At 72.6% G+C, this 21,822-nt stretch carries 15 protein-coding genes; 4 read left to right on the top strand and 11 right to left on the bottom strand.

The window, feature by feature from the left end; translation table 11 throughout:
- From ACFC0D_RS13240 to ACFC0D_RS13225, 4 genes are all read right to left on the bottom strand, one after another.
- Positions 1–1,124, bottom strand: a 1,124-nt coding sequence (locus ACFC0D_RS13240) for a PAS domain-containing protein (RefSeq protein WP_376434267.1), incomplete at its 3' end; no start/stop codon positions are given.
- Complete coding sequence (locus ACFC0D_RS13235) at positions 1,121–3,235, bottom strand: SpoIIE family protein phosphatase (RefSeq protein ID WP_376434265.1); 2,115 nt, start codon at positions 3,233–3,235, stop codon at positions 1,121–1,123. The genes ACFC0D_RS13235 and ACFC0D_RS13240, both read right to left, overlap by 4 nt.
- Before the next feature lie 193 nt (positions 3,236–3,428).
- Positions 3,429–4,337 carry an oxidoreductase gene (locus tag ACFC0D_RS13230; protein WP_376434263.1) on the bottom strand — a complete coding sequence of 303 codons (909 nt, stop codon included), beginning with the start codon at positions 4,335–4,337 and terminating at the stop codon, positions 3,429–3,431.
- A 194-nt stretch (positions 4,338–4,531) separates the two neighbouring features.
- Positions 4,532–6,025, bottom strand: coding sequence for an MFS transporter (locus ACFC0D_RS13225; protein WP_376434261.1), 1,494 nt, complete (start codon positions 6,023–6,025; stop codon positions 4,532–4,534).
- 156 nt (positions 6,026–6,181) lie between these two features.
- Here ACFC0D_RS13225 and ACFC0D_RS13220 point away from each other — a divergent pair, with 156 nt between their 5' ends.
- The 4 genes from ACFC0D_RS13220 (at position 6,182) to ACFC0D_RS13205 (ending at position 9,948) form a co-directional block, all read left to right on the top strand.
- Positions 6,182–6,622, top strand: coding sequence for a MarR family winged helix-turn-helix transcriptional regulator (locus tag ACFC0D_RS13220; protein ID WP_376434259.1), 441 nt, complete (start codon positions 6,182–6,184; stop codon positions 6,620–6,622).
- A gap of 151 nt (positions 6,623–6,773) precedes the next feature.
- On the top strand, positions 6,774–7,856 hold the full coding sequence (locus tag ACFC0D_RS13215) for a substrate-binding domain-containing protein (protein WP_376434257.1): 1,083 nt from the start codon (positions 6,774–6,776) through the stop codon (positions 7,854–7,856).
- Positions 7,857–7,894: 38 nt separating this feature from the next.
- Entirely contained in the window at positions 7,895–8,674 is a 780-nt protein-coding gene (locus ACFC0D_RS13210) for an ATP-binding cassette domain-containing protein (RefSeq protein WP_376434255.1), read from the top strand.
- On the top strand, positions 8,671–9,948 hold the full coding sequence (locus tag ACFC0D_RS13205; protein ID WP_376434253.1) for a sugar ABC transporter permease: 1,278 nt from the start codon (positions 8,671–8,673) through the stop codon (positions 9,946–9,948). Before ACFC0D_RS13210 ends, ACFC0D_RS13205 begins: the two co-directional genes overlap by 4 nt.
- A gap of 29 nt (positions 9,949–9,977) precedes the next feature.
- Here ACFC0D_RS13205 and ACFC0D_RS13200 read toward each other — a convergent pair whose 3' ends face one another.
- The 7 genes from ACFC0D_RS13200 to ACFC0D_RS13170 all read right to left on the bottom strand — a co-directional run bounded on the left by ACFC0D_RS13200 (position 9,978) and on the right by ACFC0D_RS13170 (position 21,815).
- Positions 9,978–11,975: a hypothetical protein gene (locus ACFC0D_RS13200; RefSeq protein ID WP_376434251.1), complete on the bottom strand. Its 1,998-nt coding sequence runs from the start codon at positions 11,973–11,975 to the stop codon at positions 9,978–9,980.
- Positions 11,972–13,129, bottom strand: a complete 1,158-nt coding sequence (locus ACFC0D_RS13195) for a VWA domain-containing protein (RefSeq protein ID WP_376434249.1) — start codon at positions 13,127–13,129, stop codon at positions 11,972–11,974. Before ACFC0D_RS13195 ends, ACFC0D_RS13200 begins: the two co-directional genes overlap by 4 nt.
- Positions 13,126–15,537: a DUF5682 family protein gene (locus ACFC0D_RS13190; protein WP_376434247.1), complete on the bottom strand. Its 2,412-nt coding sequence runs from the start codon at positions 15,535–15,537 to the stop codon at positions 13,126–13,128. The genes ACFC0D_RS13195 and ACFC0D_RS13190 overlap by 4 nt, the downstream gene beginning before the upstream one ends.
- Positions 15,534–16,646 carry an AAA family ATPase gene (locus ACFC0D_RS13185; RefSeq protein ID WP_376434244.1) on the bottom strand — a complete coding sequence of 371 codons (1,113 nt, stop codon included), beginning with the start codon at positions 16,644–16,646 and terminating at the stop codon, positions 15,534–15,536. Before ACFC0D_RS13185 ends, ACFC0D_RS13190 begins: the two co-directional genes overlap by 4 nt.
- A complete protein-coding gene (locus ACFC0D_RS13180) occupies positions 16,643–20,251 on the bottom strand; it encodes a DUF4132 domain-containing protein (RefSeq protein ID WP_376434242.1) in 3,609 nt (1,202 codons plus the stop codon). The genes ACFC0D_RS13185 and ACFC0D_RS13180 overlap by 4 nt, the downstream gene beginning before the upstream one ends.
- A 77-nt stretch (positions 20,252–20,328) precedes the next feature.
- Positions 20,329–21,255 (bottom strand): ketopantoate reductase family protein, encoded by a 927-nt coding sequence (locus tag ACFC0D_RS13175; RefSeq protein WP_376434240.1) that lies wholly within the window; start codon positions 21,253–21,255, stop codon positions 20,329–20,331.
- Positions 21,252–21,815, bottom strand: a complete 564-nt coding sequence (locus ACFC0D_RS13170; RefSeq protein WP_376434238.1) for a winged helix-turn-helix transcriptional regulator — start codon at positions 21,813–21,815, stop codon at positions 21,252–21,254. Before ACFC0D_RS13170 ends, ACFC0D_RS13175 begins: the two co-directional genes overlap by 4 nt.
- Positions 21,816–21,822: the final 7 nt, after the last annotated feature.

The following is a 21,822-nucleotide window of genomic DNA, read 5'->3' as shown; positions in this document are numbered from 1 at the left end:
CGCGGGTTCGGGGGGGCTTGTTTTTTTTTAAATGCCCCCCCCCCGGGGGCGGCCGGCGCGCCCCCTTGGTTCTGGGGGCCCCCCCCCCCCGGGGGGGGGCCGCGGTGGCCCCCGGCCCCGAGGCCGACGTCCGAGGCGGCCGGGCCGTCCCCGGCCGCGGACAGCCCCGCCACGGCGGTGACGCGGAGCAGCAGCCGACCCTCCCGGTCCGGCACCGGCTCCTCGCCCAGGGAGGCCGCCTCCGCGATCTCCACGACGGCGAGGTCGCCCAGGCCGGGCACCAGCGCGGCGGCCAGCTCTCGGCCCGTGTCCCTGACAGACAGCGAACCGCCGACGCTGGCCGTGGCACGGTGCAACAGCGCCAGGCGCTCGCTCGAACGGTGCAGCTCGGTCACATCGGTGAAGAGGGCCGTGACCCCCAGGGCCCGCCCGTCGGGTGCCTGCAGGCGGAACGCCGAGATCGCGATGACCACTCCTCCGCCGGGATCCTGGATGGTCCGCAGGAACTCCTCGGCACGGATCAGCGGCCGGCCCGTGGCCAGGACCTGGCGCAGCTTCTCCTCGACCACCTTCGCGTCTCCGGGCCAGAGGAAGTCGCCCAGGCGTCGGCCGCGCAGATCGGACGGCACACCGGTGTACGGCAGGAGGTGGGTGTTGGTCCGCAGGAGCCGTAGCTCCGCGTCGAAGACGGCGAGCCCCACCCGGTCCTGGAGGAACAGCTCCCTGATGAACGCCTGGTCCTGATGCCAACTGACGGCCTCCTCCGCCGGGGCGACCAGGACGAGGCATCCCGCTCCCACGCCCGCCGTGCCGTCGAGCGGGCCCACGTCGGCGAGGTCGAACGCCTGGAAGACGACGGGCGCGTGTTCGCCCTCGCCCGTGCGCAGCACCGTCTCGCCTCCCCGGGCCCCCCGCGCGTAGGCCGCCACGATCGCCGGCCAGGCCGCGGGGTCCGCGAGGAGGGCCCGCGCCGAAAGGCCGACGACGTCGGCGGCGGACCGGCCGAGCAGTGCCCCGGCCTGCGGCGTCCAGCCGCTGATCCGCCCCCGGCCGTCGAGCAGGGCGCCGGCCGTGCCCTCGGGGAACGGCAGGTAGCTGTCACGCGAGAAGGGCGTGTCGTTCACGATGCCTCCTCCTCTCGGCCGTCCTCGGTGCCGGACAGGGGGTGGGCCCGGGCGATCAGAAGAGCGACGTCGTCGTGGTCGTCGGGGCCTCGCAGCGCACCCAGAAGCAGGTCACAGGTCTCCTCCAGGGGCAGGGAGGACTGGCCGAGCAGGTCGGTGAGGGCAGCGAGCCGGACATCGATGTCCTGGTCACGGGTCTCCACCAGACCGTCGGTGTACAGCACCAGTTCGTCACCCGCGTCGAACGCGATCTCCACGGTCTCGAAGGGGACGCCGCCGACGCCCAGCGGCGCACCCGTGGGAAGGTCGAGAAGGCGGGGTGCCCGACCCAGAGGGACGTGCACGGGCGGAGGATGGCCCGCGTTGGAGATGCTGCAACTCCCCTGAGAGGGGTCGTACACCGCGTACACGCAGGTGGCCATCGCGTCGTCCAGATCGGCGATGATGCGGTCCAGATGGGTCAGGATCACGGCGGGTGGCAGACCGAGCCCGGCGAGCGTGCGGGCCGCCGTACGAACCTGCCCCATGGTCGCCGCCGCGGTGATGCCGCTGCCCATCACGTCGCCCACGACCAGGGCCGTCCTGCCGTCCGTCAGCGGGATCGCGTCGAACCAGTCCCCGCCGACCTCGACCGCCGCGGAGGCGGGCTGATAGCGATAGGCCACGTCGAGCCCGTTCAACCGTGCCGGACCGTGCGGCAGCAGATGGCTCTGGAGGGCGAGGGCGGCCTGGCTCTGCTGCCGGTACCAGCGGGCGTTGTCGATGGCCACCGCCGCTCGGGCAGCCAGCTCCCCGGCGAGCAGGACGTCGTCCCGGTCGAACGGCTGCGAGTTGCGCGCGCGCTTGAGGTCGAGCACGCCGAGGACGACACCGCGGGCGCGCAGGGGGACGGCGAGATAGGAGTGGATGCCGGCCTGTCGCAGGAGTTCCGCGGCGGAGCCTGCGCGGGCGATGCGGGGCAGGTCGCCGTCCGTGACGTGCTGGACGAGAACGGGTCGGCCGGTACGGGCACACTGCGTGACCAGGCGCTCGGCGCCGTAGCGGGCCGGTTTGCCGACCGGGTCGGCGGCTTCCTCCGCCGGGGTGGGATACGCGGCCTTCACGGCGAGGGCGCGGAACACGGCCGGCCCCGAGGCCCGCGTCCCTCCGGGGTGCGGACCGGTCAGGATGTCCTCCAGGACGTCGACCGCCGCGATGTCGGCGAACTCCGGCACCACCAGATCCGCAAGTTCATGAGCGGTCAGGTCCAGGTCGAGCGTGGTGCCCACGCGCTCGGAGGCGTCCGCGATCACCGCCAGGCGACGCCTGGCCCGTGCGGCCGCCCTCGCGGCATGGTGCTGGTCGGTGATGTCCACTACCGAGGCGGCGACCCCGACGACGCGCTGCCCCGACGTCTCGAGCCGGTACAGCGACATCGACCAGACCTGCTCCTTCCCGTCGGAGCGGACGGATCCCCGTACGTTCCTGGAGAGGACGGGAACCCCGGTCTCCAGCACCTCTCGGAGCGCCGGCTCCAGTTCGTCGGCGTCCGGCGACGTCACGGCTTCGCGGAACGTCCGGCCCAGATAGCTGGCGGCGGTGCGTCCGTCGATACGCTCCAGTGCCGGATTGACCAGGACGAACCGCAGGTCGGAGTCCAGCACGGCGAGGCCGATCGGGGAGTGCGCGACCAGCCGGGAGGACAGGGCCAGGTCCTGCTCCACGCGCCTCGCGGTGGCCGCGTCCGTGGCGAGACCGAGCGCGTAGAGGCCCCCTTCGTCGTCCTGGAGCCGGGTGTTGCGGAACTCGACCTGGATCGTGCGGCCGTCCCTGTGGAGTGCCGAGATGACACCGGCCCAGGGCCCGCCGCCCGACATGACCCGCTCGAACAAGGACAGCACCTCGTCCCGCTGATGCTCCGAGACCAGCAGCGGGGCAGCCGGCCGGCCCAGCGCCTCGGCCGCCGGGTATCCGAAGATCGCTTCCGCCTGTGGGCTCCAGAGGACGATCCGCCCGGTCGCGTCCACGACGACGGCGGCCACCCCGAGTACGTCGAGGAGCCCGCCGGGCTCCACGGCGAGCTCACCGCTCGCCGGGTCCGGGCCGGCAGGGGGAAACGCCGCCGCGCTCATCCAGACCGCATCCCTCCTCCACCCCGCAGCCACTGCTGCACCTCTACGGAGCGGACGCACGGGTCCCCTCCATCATCCCGCCGCAGGAACGGACCGCCAGTCGTCGGCCGCCGCCATGCACCCGTCGGGTGACGCGGTAGGCGCCTTGGTGACGCGTACGGGCACGGCTCCGGGGCGCAGGAGGTCCGCCGGGTCACGCACCCCGCCGATGGAGTGCGTTCAGGACGTCCAGCTCGTCGTCGGTCAGTCGCAGCGCGCCTGCGGCCACGTTCGCGGCCAGGTGTTCCGGGCTGCCGGTTCCGGGGATGGCAAGGACGTGAGGGCCCTGGTGAAGTGTCCAGGCCAGCCGCACCTGTACGGCGCTCGCCCCGTGCGCCCGCGCGACGGTGAGCAGCTCGGCGTGGTCGGTGCCGCCGCCGCCCGCTTCACGACGAGTCCCGGCGATCGAGTAGAACGGCACGAACGCGACGCCCTGCTCGCCGCAGTCGCGCACGAACGCGTCGTACTCGGGCCGGACGCCGATGCCGTACTGGTTCTGGACGCAGACCACGGGCGCGATGGCGCGGGCCTCGGCGAGGTGCTCGGGGGTGACGTTGGAGATGCCCAGGTGGCGGATGAGGCCGGCGTCGCGCAGCTCGGCCAGTGCGCCGAAGCGCTCGGCGATCGAATCGGTTCCGACGATGCGCAGGTTCACCACGTCCAGGTGGTCCCGCCCGAGCTGACGTAGGTTCTCCTCGACCTGGCCGCGCAACTGCTCGGGGGTGGCATGGTCCAGCCACTCGCCCGACGGGCCTCGGCCGGGTCCGACCTTGGTGGCGATCACGAGGTCGTCCGGATAGGGCGCGAGCGCCCGGTTGATCAGCTCGTTGGCGGAGCGCAGCGAGGAGAAGTAGAAGGCGGCGGTGTCGATGTGGTTCACCCCGAGCTCGACGGCGCGGCGCAGCACGTCGATCGCCCGGTTCCGGTCGCTCGGTGCCGCGCCCGGCGCGAACGCCGCACCGTCCTGTGTCAGGCGCATCGCGCCGAACCCGATCCGGGTGATCTCCAGATCGCCGAGTTTCCAGGTGCCTGCCGCCGCGGCGTCGATCGTCTCTTGGGTCATGCGCGGAATGATCCGCCCGTGGCGGGCGGCCGGCCATTGATTAAGGCACAGCTGAATCGATGCGCGTGCCGTGCCCGTGCCGTGCCCGTGCCGTGCCGGTGGACCGGACGGGTGTCGGGTGCCGGGTCCCGCGCCGGGGACGCGGCGGCGGCCTTGCCCGGAGGGGCACGGCCGCCGCTCGAGTGGCCCGCCGGTCAGGCCGTGGCCGCCGCCGCGGCCGTCTTCTCGGTGGCGGGCAGGCCCACCGCGGCGGTGCGGGGCTCCTGCCGGGCGCGCAGTCCCACCCGGCCGATGACCGCGACGAGGGCGAAGGCCGCCGCCCCGATCCAGAAGGTGAGGGTGAAGCCGGACTCGGCGGGCAGGGCCGGAGCGCCTGCCGGGAGGTGCTCGAGGGTCTGCGAGGCCAGGATCGTGGTGACCACGGCACTGCCGATCGCGCTGCCGGTGGAGCGGGAGATGGAGTTGATGCCGTTGGCGATGCCGCTCTGGTGGGGCGGGACGCTCGCCATGATGACGGCGGGCATCGCCGCGTAGCCGAAGCTGACGGCCGCACCGACCACGATGCCCGCGCCGATCACCGAGACGGTGTGGGCGTGGTCGAGGGCGAGCCAGCCGAATCCCACGGCGCCGAGGCCGGCGGCCAGGACCAGCGCCGTGCGAGGGCCGCGGTGGCGGACCAGTCGGCCGCCTATCGGCGAGGCGAGCAGGGAGACGATCGCGCCGGGCAGCAGGAACTGTACGGAGGCGCGCAGGATGGACGCGCCGAAGCCGTAACCGGTCAGCGCCTCGGGCATCTGGACCAGGTAGGAGACGCCCAGGAAGTTCGCGAACATGCCGAATCCGACGAGGACGCCGGCCAGGTTGGCCATGAGCACCGGGCGGTGGACGAACATCCGCATGTCGACGAGGGGTTCGCGGACCTTGAGCTCGGTGAGGACCCAGACGGCGGTCATGACGGCGGCGCCGGCGAAGCTGCCGAGCGTGCGGCCGGAGGTCCAGCCCCACTCCTGGCCCTGGGAGATGGGCAGCAGAAGCAGCAGCAGGGTGAGGCCGAGGGTCAGCGCGCCGAGGAAGTCGGTGCGTCCGCCGGTCCTGTGTCGGGTCGCGGGGACGAGGAGGACCACGGCGAGCAGGGCGAGGGCGGCGAAGCCGGTCGCCATCCAGAAGGCGCTGCGGTAGTCGGCGTCGGAGCCGGAGGTCAGCAGGCCGGTGGCGACGAGCGCGAGGCCGCTGCCGAAGGCGAGGGTGCCGCTGACGAGCGCCATCGCGCCGGGCAGCTTCTGCGGGCGGACCTCTTCACGCAGGACGGAGAGCGCGAGCGGGAAGATCGCGGTGGCGGCACCCTGAAGCACACGGCCCAGGACGAGCAGCGGGAGCGAGGTCGCCAGGGCGGCGATGACGGAGCCGACCACCATGACGCCGAGGACGGCCACCAGCGTGGGCTTCTTGCCGTGCTGGTCGCCGAAGCGGCCGAGCAGCGGGGTGAAGACGGCGGCGGAGAGCAGTGTGGCGGTGGTCACCCAGCTCACATTGGCGGTCGAGGTGCCCAGATCATCGCGGATGAGACCGAGGATCGGGACCGGCAGGGTCTGCATCATCGACACGACCATGGCCGCGAGGCTCAGCGCGAAGATGACGACCGTCTCGCGCCGGGGCCCGGTGGTGGGCGGGGGAGTGGAGGGGCTCATGTCGGGGAGGACCTTCTCAGTGCTTCGGAGTGCTCAGGGTGCTTCAAGGCATGGATGATTGATGTCATCAAGTAACTCCGTCGACGGTAGACGTAGATAGTTCAGGTGGTCAAGTAAACAATTGATAATGTCAAGGATCTTGAGTACGCTCGAAGGGTGAGCGCGACGATCCCTGAGACCCCCACCAAGCTCCAGCTCCTTGAGCTCCTGGCCGCCATCGGTTCGGCCCAGTGGCGTGACTTCGCCGCCGCCGCGGCCCATCACGGCCTGACCTCGATGCAGGGCAAGGTCCTCGCCCAGCTCGACACCCCGAAGCCGATGCGCGCGCTCGCGACCCTGCTGGTGTGCGACGCGTCGAACGTCACCGGGATCGTGGACCGCCTGGAGGCCCGCGGCCTGGTGCGCCGCGAGCCCGACGCCGCCGACCGTCGCGTCAAGAACGTCGTGGTGACGGACGAGGGTCGGGAGGTCATCCTGCGCGTCCGCGAGGAGATGCAGGCGACCCATGGCGCGCTCGACACCCTCGGTGCGGAGGACAGTGCGACCCTGTACGCCCTGCTGGAGCGCCTGCGCCCGGGCATGGAGAAGCGCGCCTGACGTGAAGCGGCGGTTCCGAAGGCAGTGCGTGCGGTGACATCACCCGCTTGCCGGTGCCTGGGTTGCGGCTAATGTCGTATTAAGGCCATATCTGCACCCCCGTTTCCGTGCCTTTCGGGCGAAGGGAAGGGGGCGTACGGAAGGAGCCCCCATGTCCCGCACATTGCGCGGCGCGATAGCCCTGGTCGGGGCCGCCGCTCTCTCCCTCGGCGCTGTGGCGACCAGCGGCGCCGCCCAGCCGGGTGAGGCGAAACAGGACGTCAAGATCGGTCTGCTGCTGCCCGAGAGCAAGACCACGCGGTACGAGAAGTTCGACCGGCCGTACATCGAGCAGAAGATCAAGGAACTGGCGCCCGACGCGGAGATCGACTACTACAACGCCGCCGAGAGCGCCACGACCCAGCAACAGCAGGTCAACACCGCCCTCGCCAAGGGCAACAAGGTGCTGATCCTGGACGCGGTCGACGCCAAGTCCATCCAGTCCTCGGTGCAGAAGGCCCATGACGCCGGTGTGAAGGTCGTCGCCTACGACCGCCTCGCGCAGGGACCCGTCGACTCCTATGTCTCGTACGACAACCGCAAGGTCGGCGAGCTGCAGGGTCAGGCACTGCTCGACGCGCTCGGCGACAAGGCCGACACCGGCCAGATCGTGATGCACAACGGTTCGCCGACCGACCCGAACGCGGCCGAGTTCAAGGCCGGCGCCCACTCCGTCCTCGACGGCAAGGTGAAGATCGGCAAGGAGTACGACACTCCCAACTGGGACCCGAACAACGCCAACCAGCAGATGTCCGGCGCCATCAGCGCCCTGGGCAAGGACAACATCGTCGGCGTGTACTCGGCCAACGACGGTCTGGCCGCCGGCATCGCCACCGCCCTCAAGGCATCCGGTATCAACGTGCCGCTGACAGGTCAGGACGCCCAGCTCGACGCGATCCAGCGGATCCTGCTCGGCACCCAGACCATCACGATCATGAAGCCGTACAAGCCGGAGGCCGACATCGCCGCCACCATGGCCGTCGATTTCGCCGAGGGCAAGGAGCTTCCCGCGTCCCTGACGCCGACGACCGTCACCAGCGGCAGTGGCGAGAAGGTCCCGGCCAATCTGCTGACCCCGATCGTGGTCGACAAGAACAACATCGGCGACACGGTCGTCAAGGACGGTCTGTACACGGTCGCGGAGATCTGCACTCCCACCTACGCCGCAGCCTGCAAGGAGGCCGGACTCCAGTAGCCGTAGCCCATCGGGGGTGTGCGGAGGAGGCGGTTGGATTGCCGGAAGGACCTGTGCTCACGCTGCGGGGGATATCCAAGCGGTTCGGCGCCGTCCAGGCGCTGTCGGGCTTCGACCTGGAGGTCCACCCCGGCGAGGTCGTCGCGCTCGTCGGTGACAACGGCGCCGGGAAGTCCACCGCGGTCAAGGCGATCGCCGGGGTGAACCCGCCCGACGAGGGCGTCATCGAATGGCAGGGCCGGAAAGTCACCATCAACCGGCCCCACGACGCCCAGAACCTCGGCATCGCCACCGTCTACCAGGACCTCGCGCTCTGCGACAACCTCGACGTCGTCGGCAATCTCTTCCTCGGCCGCGAGCTGAAACGCTTCGGCGTGCTCGACGAGGTCGGGATGGAACGGCGTTCGCGCGAGCTGCTCAGCACCCTGTCGATCCGTATCCCCAGCGTCCGCATCCCCGTGGCCTCCCTCTCCGGTGGCCAGCGGCAGACCGTCGCGATCGCCCGTTCCCTGATCGGCGAACCGAAGGTCGTCATCCTGGACGAGCCCACCGCCGCCCTCGGTGTCGAGCAGACCGCCCAGGTCCTCGACCTGGTCGAACGACTCCGCGACCACGGTCTCGGAACCATCCTGATCAGCCACAACATGGTGGACGTGATGGCGGTCGCCGACCGGATCGCCGTCCTTCGCCTCGGCAGGAACAACGGGTTCTTCGACAAACGCTCCACCACCACCGAGGAGATCATCTCCGCCATCACCGGCGCCTCCGACAGCGCCGTCACCCGCCGCCAGGCCCGCAAGCGGGAGGAGGAGCGATGAACCGGGACCGACGCCCCGACGACGCCTCCGCCCAGGAACCGGCGCCCGAGGCGATGCCCGCCGTCGACAGCCGGCTGCTCGTCCGCGAGGAAGGGCTCCGCGGGTATCTCGGGGAGTTCAAACGCAAGCTGCGCAGCGGCGAGTTGGGCTCCCTGCCCGTCGTCGTCGCCGTCGTCATCATCTGGACGGTGTTCGGCAGCCTCGACAGCGCCTTCCTCTCGGCCCAGAACCTCTCCGACCTCAGCCAGCAGATCGTCGGCACCGGCATGATCGCCGTCGGGATCGTCTTCGTCCTGCTCCTGGGCGAGATCGACCTCTCCGTCGGCTCCGTCAGCGGCCTGTGCGCGGCCATCTTCGCCGTGCTCAACGTCCTGAACGGCATGAACGAGTGGCTGGCGCTCCTCGTCGCCATCGCGGGCGGAGCGGCCGTCGGGCTCATACAAGGCTTCTTCTTCGCCAAGGTGGGCGTGCCGGCGTTCGTCGTGACCCTCGCGGGCAACCTCGCCTGGAACGGCCTGATGCTCCAGGTGCTCGGCACCAGCGGCACGGTCAACATCCCCAGCGACAGCATCGTCTCCGAGCTCTACTCGACCATCTTCCACAGCCCGGCCGCCGCCTATGTGACCGCGGCGGTCGGCGTCGGACTCTTCCTCGCCGCCTCGCTCCTCGACGCAAGGCGCCGCCAGGCCGCCAAAGTGCCCTTCCGCCCGATAGCCGAGATCGTGCTGCGTACGGTCGTCATCGGCGCGATCGCGTTCGTCGCGGCCTACATCCTCAACCAGTACCAGGGCCTGCCGCTCGCGCTCCTGATCTTCCTGATCCTGCTGGTGGTCGTGGACTTCGTGCTGCGGCGGACGTCGTACGGGCGGCAGATCTTCGCCGTCGGCGGCAACATCGAGGGCGCGCGCCGCGCCGGTATCAGCGTGCCGTTCATCCGTATGTCCGTCTTCTCGATCGCGGGCACCATGGCAGCGATCGGCGGCCTCTTCCTGGCCGGACAGATCCAGTCCGCGAGCCAGACCTCCGGCGGTGGCAACCTCCTGATGAACGTCATCGCTGCGGCCGTCATCGGCGGCACGAGTCTGTTCGGCGGACGCGGATCGGTCTGGTCCGCCCTGCTCGGCGCGCTGGTGATCGGATCCATCCAGTCCGGGATGAACATCATGGGCGTCAGCAACGCCGTCCAGTTCATGATCACCGGATCGGTCCTGCTCGCCGCCGTCGTCGTCGACTCCCTGTCCCGCAGGAGCCAGAAGGCCGCGGGCCGCGCCTGAGCCTTCCCGGCCCCCGTGTCCCCCGTCCGTCACAGCGCGCGGGAACGCAGCTCCGACGCCGTCACGAGATGGATCTGCGCCTCCACCCAGGCCCCGACGGCCGCCGCGGGACCCTCCTGGCGCAGCGTGGCCGGGACGGCGCGGACCACCTCCGCGGCCGTGGTCAGACCGACGCGTGACAGCAGGGTCGCCGCATCCTCGACACCCGTCCGTGCGCCCTCGGGCAGATGCCGCAGACCACGTACGGCCGCGGCCGCGAGGCAGGACAGCGCGGACTCCAGGGCTTCGGTGATCGGGTCCTCCGGGCGCCGTGCCACGGTCGGCGCGAGCCGCCCGCCGGCCGGCGGCGGAGCCAGGTCGGGCACGATCACGCCCGCGCTGGTCATCACGGCGATCGGGTCGAGGACGAGTCCGCCTCCCGACTCCCGTACGAACGCGCTCAGATGCCGGACCTCGCCCCGGCCGCCGTCCAGCGCGGCGGCGAGCGTGTCCAACCCGCCCGGGCTGTACGGGTTGTACGCCGCCAGAACCGTCGCCGACGTCCCCCGGGAGTCGGTCACCGTCGCCTCGAGCCGCTGCTCCGCGGGGTCGTAGCCGATCTCCCCGATCTCGTGGACCTCGACCACATGGACGGAGTCGGCCTCGACCCGGGCCCGGACCAGACGCGGAGGCAGCCCGGCCAGCGCGCGGGCGTGGGCGGCGAAGTCCCGTACCAGCAAGGGTTCGGGGAGCTCCGACCACGCCGTGCCGACCGGAGTCACGCTCGTCCCGGCCACGCGACTCGCCCCGATGGTGAGCGAACGGCCGGGCGTACGCGAGGCCCGCTCGCTCACCACGTGGGAGCGGGCCACCGCGCCCAGGGTGGAACCCGCCATCCGCCGCGCCGCCAGTTCGTGCCCGGCCGGCTCCTGGCCTTCTGTCAGTTCCCAGCGCCGGCGCAGTACGAGAGCGATGCCGGCGCCGCCGTGGGCGAAGAACACCTCGGCGGTGCGGTCGGTGGGAGTGCCACCGACCCGGCAGCCCAGCGCGGTCAGCCGGACCCGGCGGAGCGGTGTGTCGCCCCGCTCCCCGGAGCCCAGGATCTGGGACGCGGCGAGCGGTGTCTCGCGCGCGGTGGCCCGCCCGCGGGCATGGAGCTCGGTCAGCAGGAACGCCAGCTCCTCGGCCCGGTAGCGGGCACCCCGTGCGGCATGGTCGTCGAGCTGCGCGATCAGGTCGGTCAGGGCCCCGGCGGGCCAGTGCAGTGCCTTGGCCGTCAGCTCGTCCCGTACCCGGCGCAGGGCCGTGGCCAGGACCGGTCCGGCGTGCGCCACACCGTCCAGGAGCAGCTCGTCGACCAGCGAGACCGCCGCGCCCAGAGCCGCCCCCTGTGTGCCGGCCCGGCCCTCACGCCCGCCGACGTCGATCTGCGTCGGCGGGTCGACCGGGTCGGCCTCGACGGCCGCCCGGAACGCCCAGACGGCGAGCGCGATCATCTCGCCGCGCAACTCGTCGGAGGCGTCGGTGACCGCGTGCCCCACGGCGTCCCGACCGGGGAACCGCACGGTGCAGGTGGGGAGTTCCGCCCGCGCCCCGGGCTCCTCGACGCTCGGGTGACGCAGCCGGGCGGTGTAGCCGCGCGCGAGCGTACGCCGCGCGGAGGCCACCGCGCGGCGCCCGACGGCGGTGGTCAGCGCCTCGTCGTCGAGATCACCGGGGGACCAGGGCCGCGCAGCGGCGTCGGCGGGCGGTACGTCGACGGCGGGCCCCTCCTCGGCCGTACGCCGGTAGGCGAGGACGAGCCCGAGCAGATGACGGCAGAGCCCGGGAGCCCCGCAGGTGCAGGACCCCTGGTCGAGTCCCGCGCCGGGCGGCAGTGACACCTCCGTACCGTCGGGGAACCGACCGCGCACCGTGGCGTCCGCGGCGAGCGACACCGACGCCCCCGTACCGGCGTCGAGCTCCTTCGCGGCGCGCTTGACCAGGCCACGATTGGTGAGGGCGGCAAGCGTGTCGGCGTCCAGGGCGAGCAGGTCGGTACGGGTCATCGGCCCAGCCTCTCGGCCACGAACGAGGCGAGCTCGCCCGGCGTCATCGCGCCGACGTGCGCCCCGGCGTCCGCCAGGCGCTGCGCGAGTCCCCGGTCGTACACGGGGTCGGCGTCCTGGTCCAGCGCGGCCAGACCCAGCACCGTGGTGCCCTGCTCGACCAGCGCCCGGACCGCGCGCACCAGTCGGTAGGGGTCACCGCCCTCGTAGAAATCCGTGATGAGCGCGACGATCGCGCGCCGGGGGTTGCCGATGAGCCCGGTGCCGTAGTCGACCGCCCGCGCGATGTCCGTACCGCCGCCGAGCTGGACGCGCATGAGCAGCTCGACCGGGTCGGTCACCTCGCTCGTCAGGTCCACCACGTCCGTGTCGAAGGCGACCAGATGGGTCTTCAGGCCCGGCAGCCCCCACAGGCTCGCGGCCGTGACGGCGGAGTGGATGACCGAGTCGACCATGGAGCCCGACTGGTCCACCAGCAGGATCAGTTGCCACTGCTCCAGATGCTTGCTCGTACGGGAGTGGAAGCGCGGACGCTCGATCAGTACGCGGCGCTCGTCGGGCTGGTAGTGCGCCAGGTTGGCCTTGACCGTGCCGCGGAAGTCGAAGTCCCGCGCGAGCGGCAGCCGGCTCGGGCGCCGCGAACGCGTCCCGGTGAAGGAGCGCCGCACCTCGGGCGTGAGCTGTTCCAGCAGGCGGCGGACGACCGTCTCGACGATCCGCCGGGCCAGGCGCAGCACCTCGGGGTTCATCAGGTGCTTGGTGCGCAGGACGGCACGCAGCAGCGTCGGGTTGGGCTCCACGCGCTCCAGGACCGCCGGGTCGGTGACGATCTCGTGGATCTCGTAGCGCTCGACGGCGTCCCGCTCCAGCCGCTCGACGGTCTCCTTGGGGAAGAGGCGATGGATGTCGTCGAGCCAGTCGACCGCCGTGACGGCGGACGGCCCGTCGCCTCCCTCCCGGGCGCGGACGCCCGCACGGACACCGCGCCGCGCCTGTTCGGCATCGCGACCGTAGAGCCAGTCGAGTGCGGCGTCCCGGCCCGCGGCCTCGCCGGTGAGCGGACCCGTACAGCGTTCGGCCGGGGTGCCCAGGACGAGCCGCCAGCGCTCCAGGCCGGGATCGGGCGTGTTCGGTGCGGGATGCTCGGTGGTCATGACGTGGCTCGCAGACCGTAGGTGTCGAGGGTGCTCCGCACATGGGCCTCCAGCTCCTGGGCGCGTGCGATCAGCAGGGGGTCGGCGGTGGTGCGCAGCAGGGAGCGTGCCGAGCCGCGCAGCCCGCGCCGCTCGATCAGCCGGGCGGCGATCTGCTCGCGCTCCCGCGGCGGGAAGTGGGCGAAGGCCTGCCGCAAGGAGGGCAGCCCCGCCAGGAACTCCGTCTCGGTCATGGCACGGACCAGCTCGTCCAGTACGTCGATCAGCGGTTCGGGGCCGCTCCGCCCGGTCAACTCCTCACGGGCGACGGAGAACAGGCCCGCGAGCCAGTCGCCGAGCGTCCGCGGGTCGCCGATCGCGCGCGCCGAGGCCCCCGCACTCACCGCGGTTCCGGTTTCCGCACCCGTGCCGCCGCCGTCCGGACCGGCGGCCGACGTCAGGACTTGGAACAGTCCGAAGGCCGCGCCGCGCAGGTCGGCCGGTGCGGCCGCGTCCAGACCGATCCGGTGGAACACCGCCGCCGCGGCCTCCCGCGAGACCGAGAGCAGCTCCTCGGCACGCAGCAGCGCGTCCCGGACAGCCACCAGCGCGTGCAGCCGGTCCGGATCGGGCGCACCCGAACCGTGCAGACCCTCGACGAGCCACAGGACGCGGCGGACCGCGGTGTCGATCGCCGCTGCCAGCAGCGGGTCGCGGGCCACGCCGTACACCCGGTCGTGCCGCCACAGCCCCAGAGCCGTGGCGAGCACCCGGCCCAGCGGGCCGGGCGAAGCGGCCCGGCCGAGGCCCGCACGGAGCCTGGAGAGCACCTGGGCCGACAGCCGAGTGGCCCCGCACACCACGGCGTCGAAGAGGACATCGGCCAGGACGCCGACATCCGAACCGGCGTCCCGCGCCCGGTCGCCGAGTGCGACCGCCGCGGCCTCCTCCAGACTCGCGCCGAAGGAGCCCGCCTCGATGAGCGCCGCCTCCCGGCCGGCCCCGGGCGCGGGCTCCCAGCGCTCGGTGAAGACCGGGTCCGCGCCGTGGGCCGGCCCCGACACCCGGACGAAACCGGGGATCCGCAGCACCCGCAGGCGGTGCAGCACCTGACTGCGGGCCAGGTCCGCGGGGTCGGCGAGTCGAAGGGACACGGCCACCGAGCCGTCCATGCCGAGACCGGCGAGGCGGGCGGCGACGTCGTGCACCAGTGGGGGCACGGGCGTGTCGGGGTGCAGTCGGCCGACGCGGTCGCCCGAGCAGGCCGCCACCATCTCCACGACGACCGGGTGGGCGCCCGCGCCGAGCGGTCCACGGCGGGTCCACGGCAACGGCTCGTCGAGGGCGTCGGTGACGAGGGCCCCGGCCAGCCCGTCCAGGAGGTCGAGACGCGTCGGCAGCGGATGGCCGCGCAGCGCCGCCAGGCCGGACGCGGTGCTGTGCGCGGCGATCAGCGCGGCGGTCGACACCGGGTGGTTCCGCGCGCGCAGCCGCTGCACGACGGCGCGCACCAGATCCTGCCCGGCGGCGCGCGGACCGGCCTCCCAGAGCCGCTGGTAGTACGCGGGCGAGGGCATCCCGGACTGATAGCCGGCGAACGCGTCCAACTGCCGGAAGGAGTACGGCACGAGGAAGCTGCCGCCGATCGCCCCGTCCGGCGGCGTGGGCACCTCCGGCCAGCCGCCCTCCCGATCCGGAACGTCCTCCCGCTCCGGGCCGTCGGCCTCCACGAGGCTGACCAGGGCCGGCCGGTGGAACCCGCCCGTGACGACGAGAACGGGCCGGTCACCTGCGGCCGCCACGGCGGCCCGGACCCAGGAAGCCATGTACCGCTCGCGCGCCTGATCCCCCTCGTCCGCGGTGGCGTCGCCGCGGACCACGTCGAAGTACGCGTCGAGTCGCGCGGCGAGGCCGTCGCCGGCCGGATCCGAAGCCGACTCGAGGGCGGGCCCGGTGGCGGAGCCGGGGGCGGGCTCGGAGGCCGACCGAGGGGCCGATTCGAACATCCGGTCCCACAGGGCGTCGACCGAGTCGACGCCGAAGCGGCGGCACAGCCGCTCCGTCGCCTCGGCATAGCGGGCCTCGGCGTCCGCGTACCGGTTGGTCCGCCCGGCGAACGCCGGATGCCACGCGGGCAGGTCGATGAACCGCACCTCGGCGCCCGCCGCCCGCCCCGCCGTGAGCGCGACCCACTCGGGGGAGTAGTCGCAGAGCGGTGCCCAGGACGTGGCGGCCCGCTCCTCGTCCCGGTAGTGGCTGAACACCGCCACCGGCAGCTCGTGGCCGAGGAGCAGCTCGTCCAGGCGCCCGTTGAGATCGGCCGGGCCCTCCACCAGGACGTGCGCGGGCCGCAGCTCCTCGATGGTGCGGGCCACCAGCCGCGCGCAGGCGGGGGAGTGGTGCCGTACGCCCAGGAACGTGACCGTCATCCGCCCGCCAGCAGATGGCGGGACGCGTGCAGGGCCTTCCACTGGGCGCCGCGCCGACCGGAGACCCGCTGCTCCAGATAGCGGCGCAGCCGGGCCAGGTCCTCCGGGCTGTCCTTGGCCGCCGTACCGGCCAGGCAGGTCACCAGGTCGGCCGCGTCGGCCGGCTCGCCCCGCAGGAACCAGCCCCGGACGCCCATCGCGTGGGCGACCGACACGGCCTCCGCCGTGCTCATCACGGAGGAGAGCCGGTCCATCCCGGAGCCGTCCCGGCCGACTCCGGAACGCAGTTCACGGAAGGTGGTCACCAGGACCTCCATCACGTCCCGGTCCGGTGCGGCGGTCACGCCCGAGCTCCGCAGCAGCGCCGTCGCCTCCGCCTCGACCAGGGCGATCTCGGTGTCCAGATCGGGGATGGGGAAGACGGTCTCGAAGTTGAAGCGCCGCTTGAGCGCGGCGCTCATCTCGTTGACGCCCCGGTCCCTGGTGTTCGCCGTGGCGATCACGTTGAAGCCCTGCCGGGCGAAGGCCATCGCCTCGGACCCCTCCAACTCCGGTATGGACACCACCCGTTCGGACAGCAGCGAGAGCAGCGAGTCCTGCACCTCCAGCGGACATCGGGTGATCTCCTCGAACCGTACGAGCCGGCCCTCCTGCATCCCCCTCAACATCGGAGCCGGCACGAGCGACCTCGTCGAGGGACCCTCGGAGACCAGCAGGGCGTAGTTCCAGGAGTACTTGATCTGGTCCTCGGTGGTCGCCGCTCCGCCCTGGACGACGAGGGTGGAGTCACCGCTGACCGCCGCCGCGATCAGCTCGGAGAGGAGCGACTTGGCCGTGCCCGGCTCACCCACCAGCATCAGTCCGCGGTTGGTGGCGAGGGTCACCAGCGCGCGCTCGACCAGGGCGGTGTCGCCGACGAACTTCCGGCTGACGCCCGCCTCGTCGTCACCGACGATGAACCGGCGCGCGGCCAGCAGGCTCAGCTGCCAGCCCGGGGGCCGGTGATGGGTGTCGCAGGCCCGCAGGGCCGCCAGCTCCTCGGCGTACCGGATCTCGGCCGGTGGCCGCTGCAGCCGCTCCTCCGGGGACTGTGCGAGGGGAGTGCTCACGAGGTCAGCTCCGTCAGATCGGCCAGCAGCTCGGACACGGTCACCGGGTCGAGGTCCGCGAACTTCAGCCGGTACTCCCGGCTGCCCCAGTGGTCACCCGGCTGCTTGTCCAGCCAGATGGTCTCGAGCATCTGGTCCGGGAACATGTCGACCACGCCCACCGCGATGCCCTCGTGCAGGGCGATCACCAGATAGCACTCGGGTCCGATGCGGCGCGAGAACCACCGCTCCACGCCCGCGTCCTGCGGCTGCCCCCGCTCCCAGCCGCGCTTCTGCAGTCCGAGCAGCTTCCCGACGGGCACGGTGATGCCCTCGAAGCGGGTCAGGCGTGCCCCGCCGGCCTCCTCCTCCGTCACCGCGAGGACGGGCCGTCCGAGCTGCGGGAACGGCTGCACGATCTCGTAGTCGGCGAACAGCTCCGACCACGTCTCGACCAGGGTGTCCCCCAGATGCAGGGGGTGGGCGAGCGTGACGGTCGCGTCGTCGGCGACGGACACCGTCTCGTCCTCGGCATCCGCGTACGTACGGTCCTCGGCCACCCGGAACGCGGTGACCGTCCCCTCCTCCTCGGCGAGCCACACCAGCCGTCGCACCAGGTGCCAGACCAGCGGATGGTCCACGAACAGCTGCCGGAACTCCGCGCCCGTCCAGGAACGCCGGGTCACCATCGCCTCCTCCAGGCGCCGCACCTGGTCCGAGGCGATCGTCCGGGCGTCCTTCTTCAGGGCGGCGAACCGCTTGCGCTCGGCCGGGGCGAGCTCGGCGTCGTCCCGTACGCCCGGCTTCGGCAGATCCTTGAGGCGCCTGCCGCTCTCGTCCCGTACGAAGGGCCTGAGCTGCTCGTCGAAGCCGACCGTGAACCGGCGGGTGCCGTAGTCCACCAGCGTGCTCCCGTCGGCGTCCAGGCCGAGGTCCGGCACCAGACGGTCCGCCAGCTGCTCGCCGGTCAGGCCCAGCTCCGCCGCCACGGCGGAGATCTTCTCCTGCGCGCGGAGCTTCAGCGCCTTGAACTTCACCCGCTGGGCGATGCCGTGCAGATGCAGCAGTGCCACGTCGGTACCGATGGCGGCCAGCACGTCGAGCCCGTCGACAGCCCGGTGGTGCGCGCCCTCGCCCGGCCAGGCACGGATGATCGGCGTGAGCGCGCGGACCGTGTCGTCGTCCCCGAACCAGCCGAGGGCGTGCAGCGCCCAGGCGTCCTTGGGCGGCAACCCGGCGAGCCGCCACTCCTCGAACAGCGCCCAGGCGAACGCCGAGAGGGAGTCCCTCGCGCAGAGCTCCCGTACGACGGCGACACCCGGATACAGCGCACCCGGCTTGGAGAGCGCCAGCATGGTGAGGACATGGCCGACGACCGAGGAGGGCAGGCCCCCGCCGGCGGACGTCACGAGCTGCGGCAGGGCGGGCGGATCGGCCCAGGTGCCCAACTGCGGCATCCGCGCGGGCAGCGCGGCCTCCAACGGATCGGAGTCGAGCAGGATCTCGATCGCCTCGGTCGCCTCCGCGCCGTACTCCGCGGCCGCCTTCCGCACGACGTCCGCGCCGTGCGCCGACACGATGACCCCCAGCGCCCGCTCGGCGGCGGTCCGCGCCGCACCGGGCTTGCCCAGGGCGTCCGGCACGAGCAGCCGTGCGGCCTCGACGCCGTGCCGGACGAACCAGGCCATGGCCGTCTTCCCGGCCGTCTTGAGCCGCTCCAGCCAGTCGGCCATCAGCCGGGCGACGGCGGGATCGACGAAGGGCAGGAGGACCGGCGCCAGCGCCGTCGGCTGGCTCGCGGCGCTCCGCAGGACCGCGGGGAGCGCGGCGAGTTCGTGCCGGGCCACCAGCGGCTTGAACGTGTTCTCACCGTCGCAGATGCCACCGCCCTGCCAGTCGGCCAGCAGCGGCCTGACCAGCTCGACGGGGCCGTGGGTGAACACCGCGATGTCGTGCCAGGAGTTCTGGCGCCCCTGGCGCATCTGCTCGACCAGCTCCTCCAGCGGCCGGTACGGCTCCCAGCCGGTGATCCAGGACTCGGCGACCGACCAGAGCTGCTGCTCTCCCGGCTGCCACGCGATGCGGGACTCGGTCGGCGCGACGAGCCCGGTCACCACCCGCGGCTTGACGACCTTGCGGGGGCGCGTCCACGGCGGAGCGGTCAGCAGCTCCGGCAGGGACTCCACGGGGACGTCCTCGACACGTCCGTCCTGGCGCGCGAGCGGCCCGACGATCTCGGCGACCTCCTCGGACAGTTCGGGCAGGACGGCGAGCGCCGTCTCACGGTGGGCGGCGACATGCGTCCGAAGCAGCCGTCCGGCGAGCGAGGCGCGCTCACCCGAACCGCGTGAGGCCTCCGCCAGCAGGCGCAGCGCCCGCACGGGGAAACGGTGCGTGGCGGTGATCAGGGCGGCCCGTACGTGCTTGTCGTCGATGCGGTCGACCAGATGGCGGAAGGCCGTGTCCGAGGGCAGTTCGCCGAGAGCGGCGGCCATGGCCTTGGTGTCGTCCGTGTCGATGTACTCCCGGTTCAGCTCACCGGCGATCAGGGGCGCCATGGCGGCCCCCACGCCCTCGCCGAGCGTCGCGACGACGACGGGGCTCCAGCCTCGCCAGTCGAGCTCGCAGCGGTCGCCGAACAGCGCGGCCTGCTCGGCGGATCCGAGGGAGCACAGCAGCATCTCCCGTACACCGGCCTCGATGTGTGCCGGCTCCTCGCGCTGTGCGCAGCACTCCTCCACCCATTCCCTCTCCGAGGGAACCAGGAACGACACGGAGACGGACCTGCGGACGCTGTGCCGGTGGGTGGCGAGGGCGTCGACCGCGGCCCGGTACGTCGCCTCGTCCGCCACCGCCAGCAGGGACCGAACCCGGTCGAGGGCAGCCCGCGAGGTCTTCCGCCCCCAGGAGCCTGAGCCCTCCGGCTCCACCCGCACCCCGACCACGAAGCTGCGGTGGCCCTGCTGGTGCCAATCCTTCTGCGTCTCCTGCAGCTCGACGGCGGCGCGGGCGGCGAACGGCAGCCCGAACTCCGCCGTCCAGGCGTCCGCGACCACCGCGTGGGTCTCGCCCTGCGCGTTGACCAACCGCGCGAGCACCGCCGCGCCGACGGCGTTCGGCGTGCCGCCCCGGTGCGAGCGGGCCGCTTCCACGAGCGCGGCGTCGCTCCGCGAGGCGTCGAGAGCGCGCTCGACCGCGTCGGCGTCCCGCGCGAGCCACTCCCGGAGCTTCTCGGGCGCGTCGGCGTCCACCGCGGGCACGTCGACGCGGACGCCTCCGCGCCGCGGGAGCAGATTCCGCTTCCAGGCGTCGGGCAGGACGAAGGTGTCCTCGTCGGGAAGGACGGCGGGCGCGGAGGAGGCGGCCTCGGGGACCTCCGGAGCGGCCCTCTCCGGCGCGGGCGGGACGGTGACCGCCGCCCCGCCGAGCTCCTCGTAGCCCTTCCGCTCCTTCTCCGCGACGGCCTTGGCCAGGTACGACTGTGCGGCCTCGGACGAGTCGAACTCCTTGACCCGAGTCTGGCCGTCGGTGCCGACGCGGCCGAAACGGACCGTCACCGACGTCCCGGCCGCCTCGGCCTCCCAGAACTTGGCCGAACCGTCACCGACGTACTCCCAGCGCCGCACGGGCCCTCCCCTTTTCCCCGGTTGATCAGGTGTCCGCACACTAACGCGGGCCTCTGACAACGGGATCGGACAGGGGATCAGAGGGCGGCCGCGACCCGTTCCTGGTGGACGCGCAGGTGCAGCGTCGCCAGGTCGAGGAGGGGGGTGGGAACCGCCAGGGCCCGTGCGCGGGCCACCAGATCGCCGAAGAGGTGCTCGACCTCCGTGGGGCGCCCGGCCACCAGATCGCGGTAGAGGGACGGCACCATCGGGGACCCGGTCGCGGTCACGATGCCGAGGGTCGCGGCCCGTTCGGACTCCGGTACGGGATGGCCCGCCGCGGCCGACACGGCGGACGCCTCCGCCAGGACCGCCGGGCCCAGTGCGGCGCCGCCCGGGACGGCGTTGACCTCACCGACGGTTCCGCGCATCAGACTCGTCACCGCGCCGAAGGTGGTGATGAAGACCCACTTGTGCCACATGGAGGCCATCACGTCCTCGGGCACAAGCGCGTCGATGCCCGCCTCGCTCAGTACCGCCCGGATCTTCTCCACGCGCGGGGAGGGGGACCCGTCCTGCTCACCGATCGTCAGGTGGGCGATCGGCGCGAGGCGGACGATGTCGCCCTCGTCGCTGAGGGTGGTGACCACCTTGGCCACACCGCCGAGGACCGGTGCGGTGCCGAAGCGGGCGTTCAGGGTGTCGATGTGGGCGAGCCCGTTGAGCAGCGGAACGATCGCCGTCTCGGGGCCCACGGCCGGGGCGATGTCCTCGATCGCCTGCTCCAGGGCGGTGGACTTCACCGAGAGGAGGACGAGGTCGTACGGGGTGGTCAGCTCGTCGGCCGTCAGGAGCCGGGGCTCCACGGACCATTCCTGGTCCCGGCCGGTGATGCGCAGACCGCGCTCGCGGAGCGCGGCGGCGCGGCGCGGACGGACCAGGAAGGTGACGTCCTGTCCGGAGCGGGCCAGCAGGGCTCCGAAATAGCCTCCGGTGGCTCCGGCGCCGACGACCAGGATCTTCATGAGTGCGGACCTCTCTTGGGGCGTTGGGTGGAGGACGGGGTGAGCAGCGGGCTGAGCAGGCGGTGCGGGCGGGCGAGTGCCGCCGTCACCGGGTCGTCGTCCTCGGACGCGGGCGCGAGCCCGGGGCCGGGGGTCACAAGGGTGTCGTGGGCCTCGACCGGCGCTCCGCAGCCCGTACATCGGCCGTCCCCGGCGAGGGGGGCGTCGTCGTCGGCGTGGCGGAGGACGCGGCGTGGGCCGCCGCCCGGTGCGTAGAACTCGTCGCCCCAGGAGGTGAGCGCGCGCACGGCGGGCCAGAGCGCCACGCCCTTGGGCGTCAGGCCGTAGACCTCGCGGCGCCCGGCGTCCGGCAGGCGCTCGAGGACACCGGCTTCGGTGAGGGTGGTGAGCCGGTCGGTGAGGACGGCGCGGGGGAGGCGCAGATGGGCGGCGAACTCCCCGAAGCGGCGGACCCCGTAGAAGGCGTCGCGCACGATCAGCAGGGTCCAGCGCTCTCCGACGATCTCCATCGCACGGGCGAGGGCACAGGTCTGACCGCTGTAGTCGCGCGGAAGTGGCATGACGCAG

This window comes from Streptomyces sp. NPDC056222 (assembly GCF_042264065.1).
In the GTDB taxonomy this organism is placed as follows: domain Bacteria; phylum Actinomycetota; class Actinomycetes; order Streptomycetales; family Streptomycetaceae; genus Streptomyces.
This window is presented reverse-complemented; position numbering and strand designations above follow the sequence as displayed.

Coding starts and splice junctions, on each gene's coding strand:
- ACFC0D_RS13225 (WP_376434261.1), bottom strand. CDS start 6,025: ATGAGCCCCTCCACTCCCCCGCCCACCACCGGGCCCCGGCGCGAGACG.
- ACFC0D_RS13200 (WP_376434251.1), bottom strand. CDS start 11,975: ATGACCCGTACCGACCTGCTCGCCCTGGACGCCGACACGCTTGCCGCC.
- ACFC0D_RS13215 (WP_376434257.1), top strand. CDS start 6,774: ATGTCCCGCACATTGCGCGGCGCGATAGCCCTGGTCGGGGCCGCCGCT.
- ACFC0D_RS13205 (WP_376434253.1), top strand. CDS start 8,671: ATGAACCGGGACCGACGCCCCGACGACGCCTCCGCCCAGGAACCGGCG.
- ACFC0D_RS13195 (WP_376434249.1), bottom strand. CDS start 13,129: ATGACCACCGAGCATCCCGCACCGAACACGCCCGATCCCGGCCTGGAG.
- ACFC0D_RS13175 (WP_376434240.1), bottom strand. CDS start 21,255: ATGAAGATCCTGGTCGTCGGCGCCGGAGCCACCGGAGGCTATTTCGGA.
- ACFC0D_RS13190 (WP_376434247.1), bottom strand. CDS start 15,537: ATGACGGTCACGTTCCTGGGCGTACGGCACCACTCCCCCGCCTGCGCG.
- ACFC0D_RS13235 (WP_376434265.1), bottom strand. CDS start 3,235: ATGAGCGCGGCGGCGTTTCCCCCTGCCGGCCCGGACCCGGCGAGCGGT.
- ACFC0D_RS13170 (WP_376434238.1), bottom strand. CDS start 21,815: ATGCCACTTCCGCGCGACTACAGCGGTCAGACCTGTGCCCTCGCCCGT.
- ACFC0D_RS13230 (WP_376434263.1), bottom strand. CDS start 4,337: ATGACCCAAGAGACGATCGACGCCGCGGCGGCAGGCACCTGGAAACTC.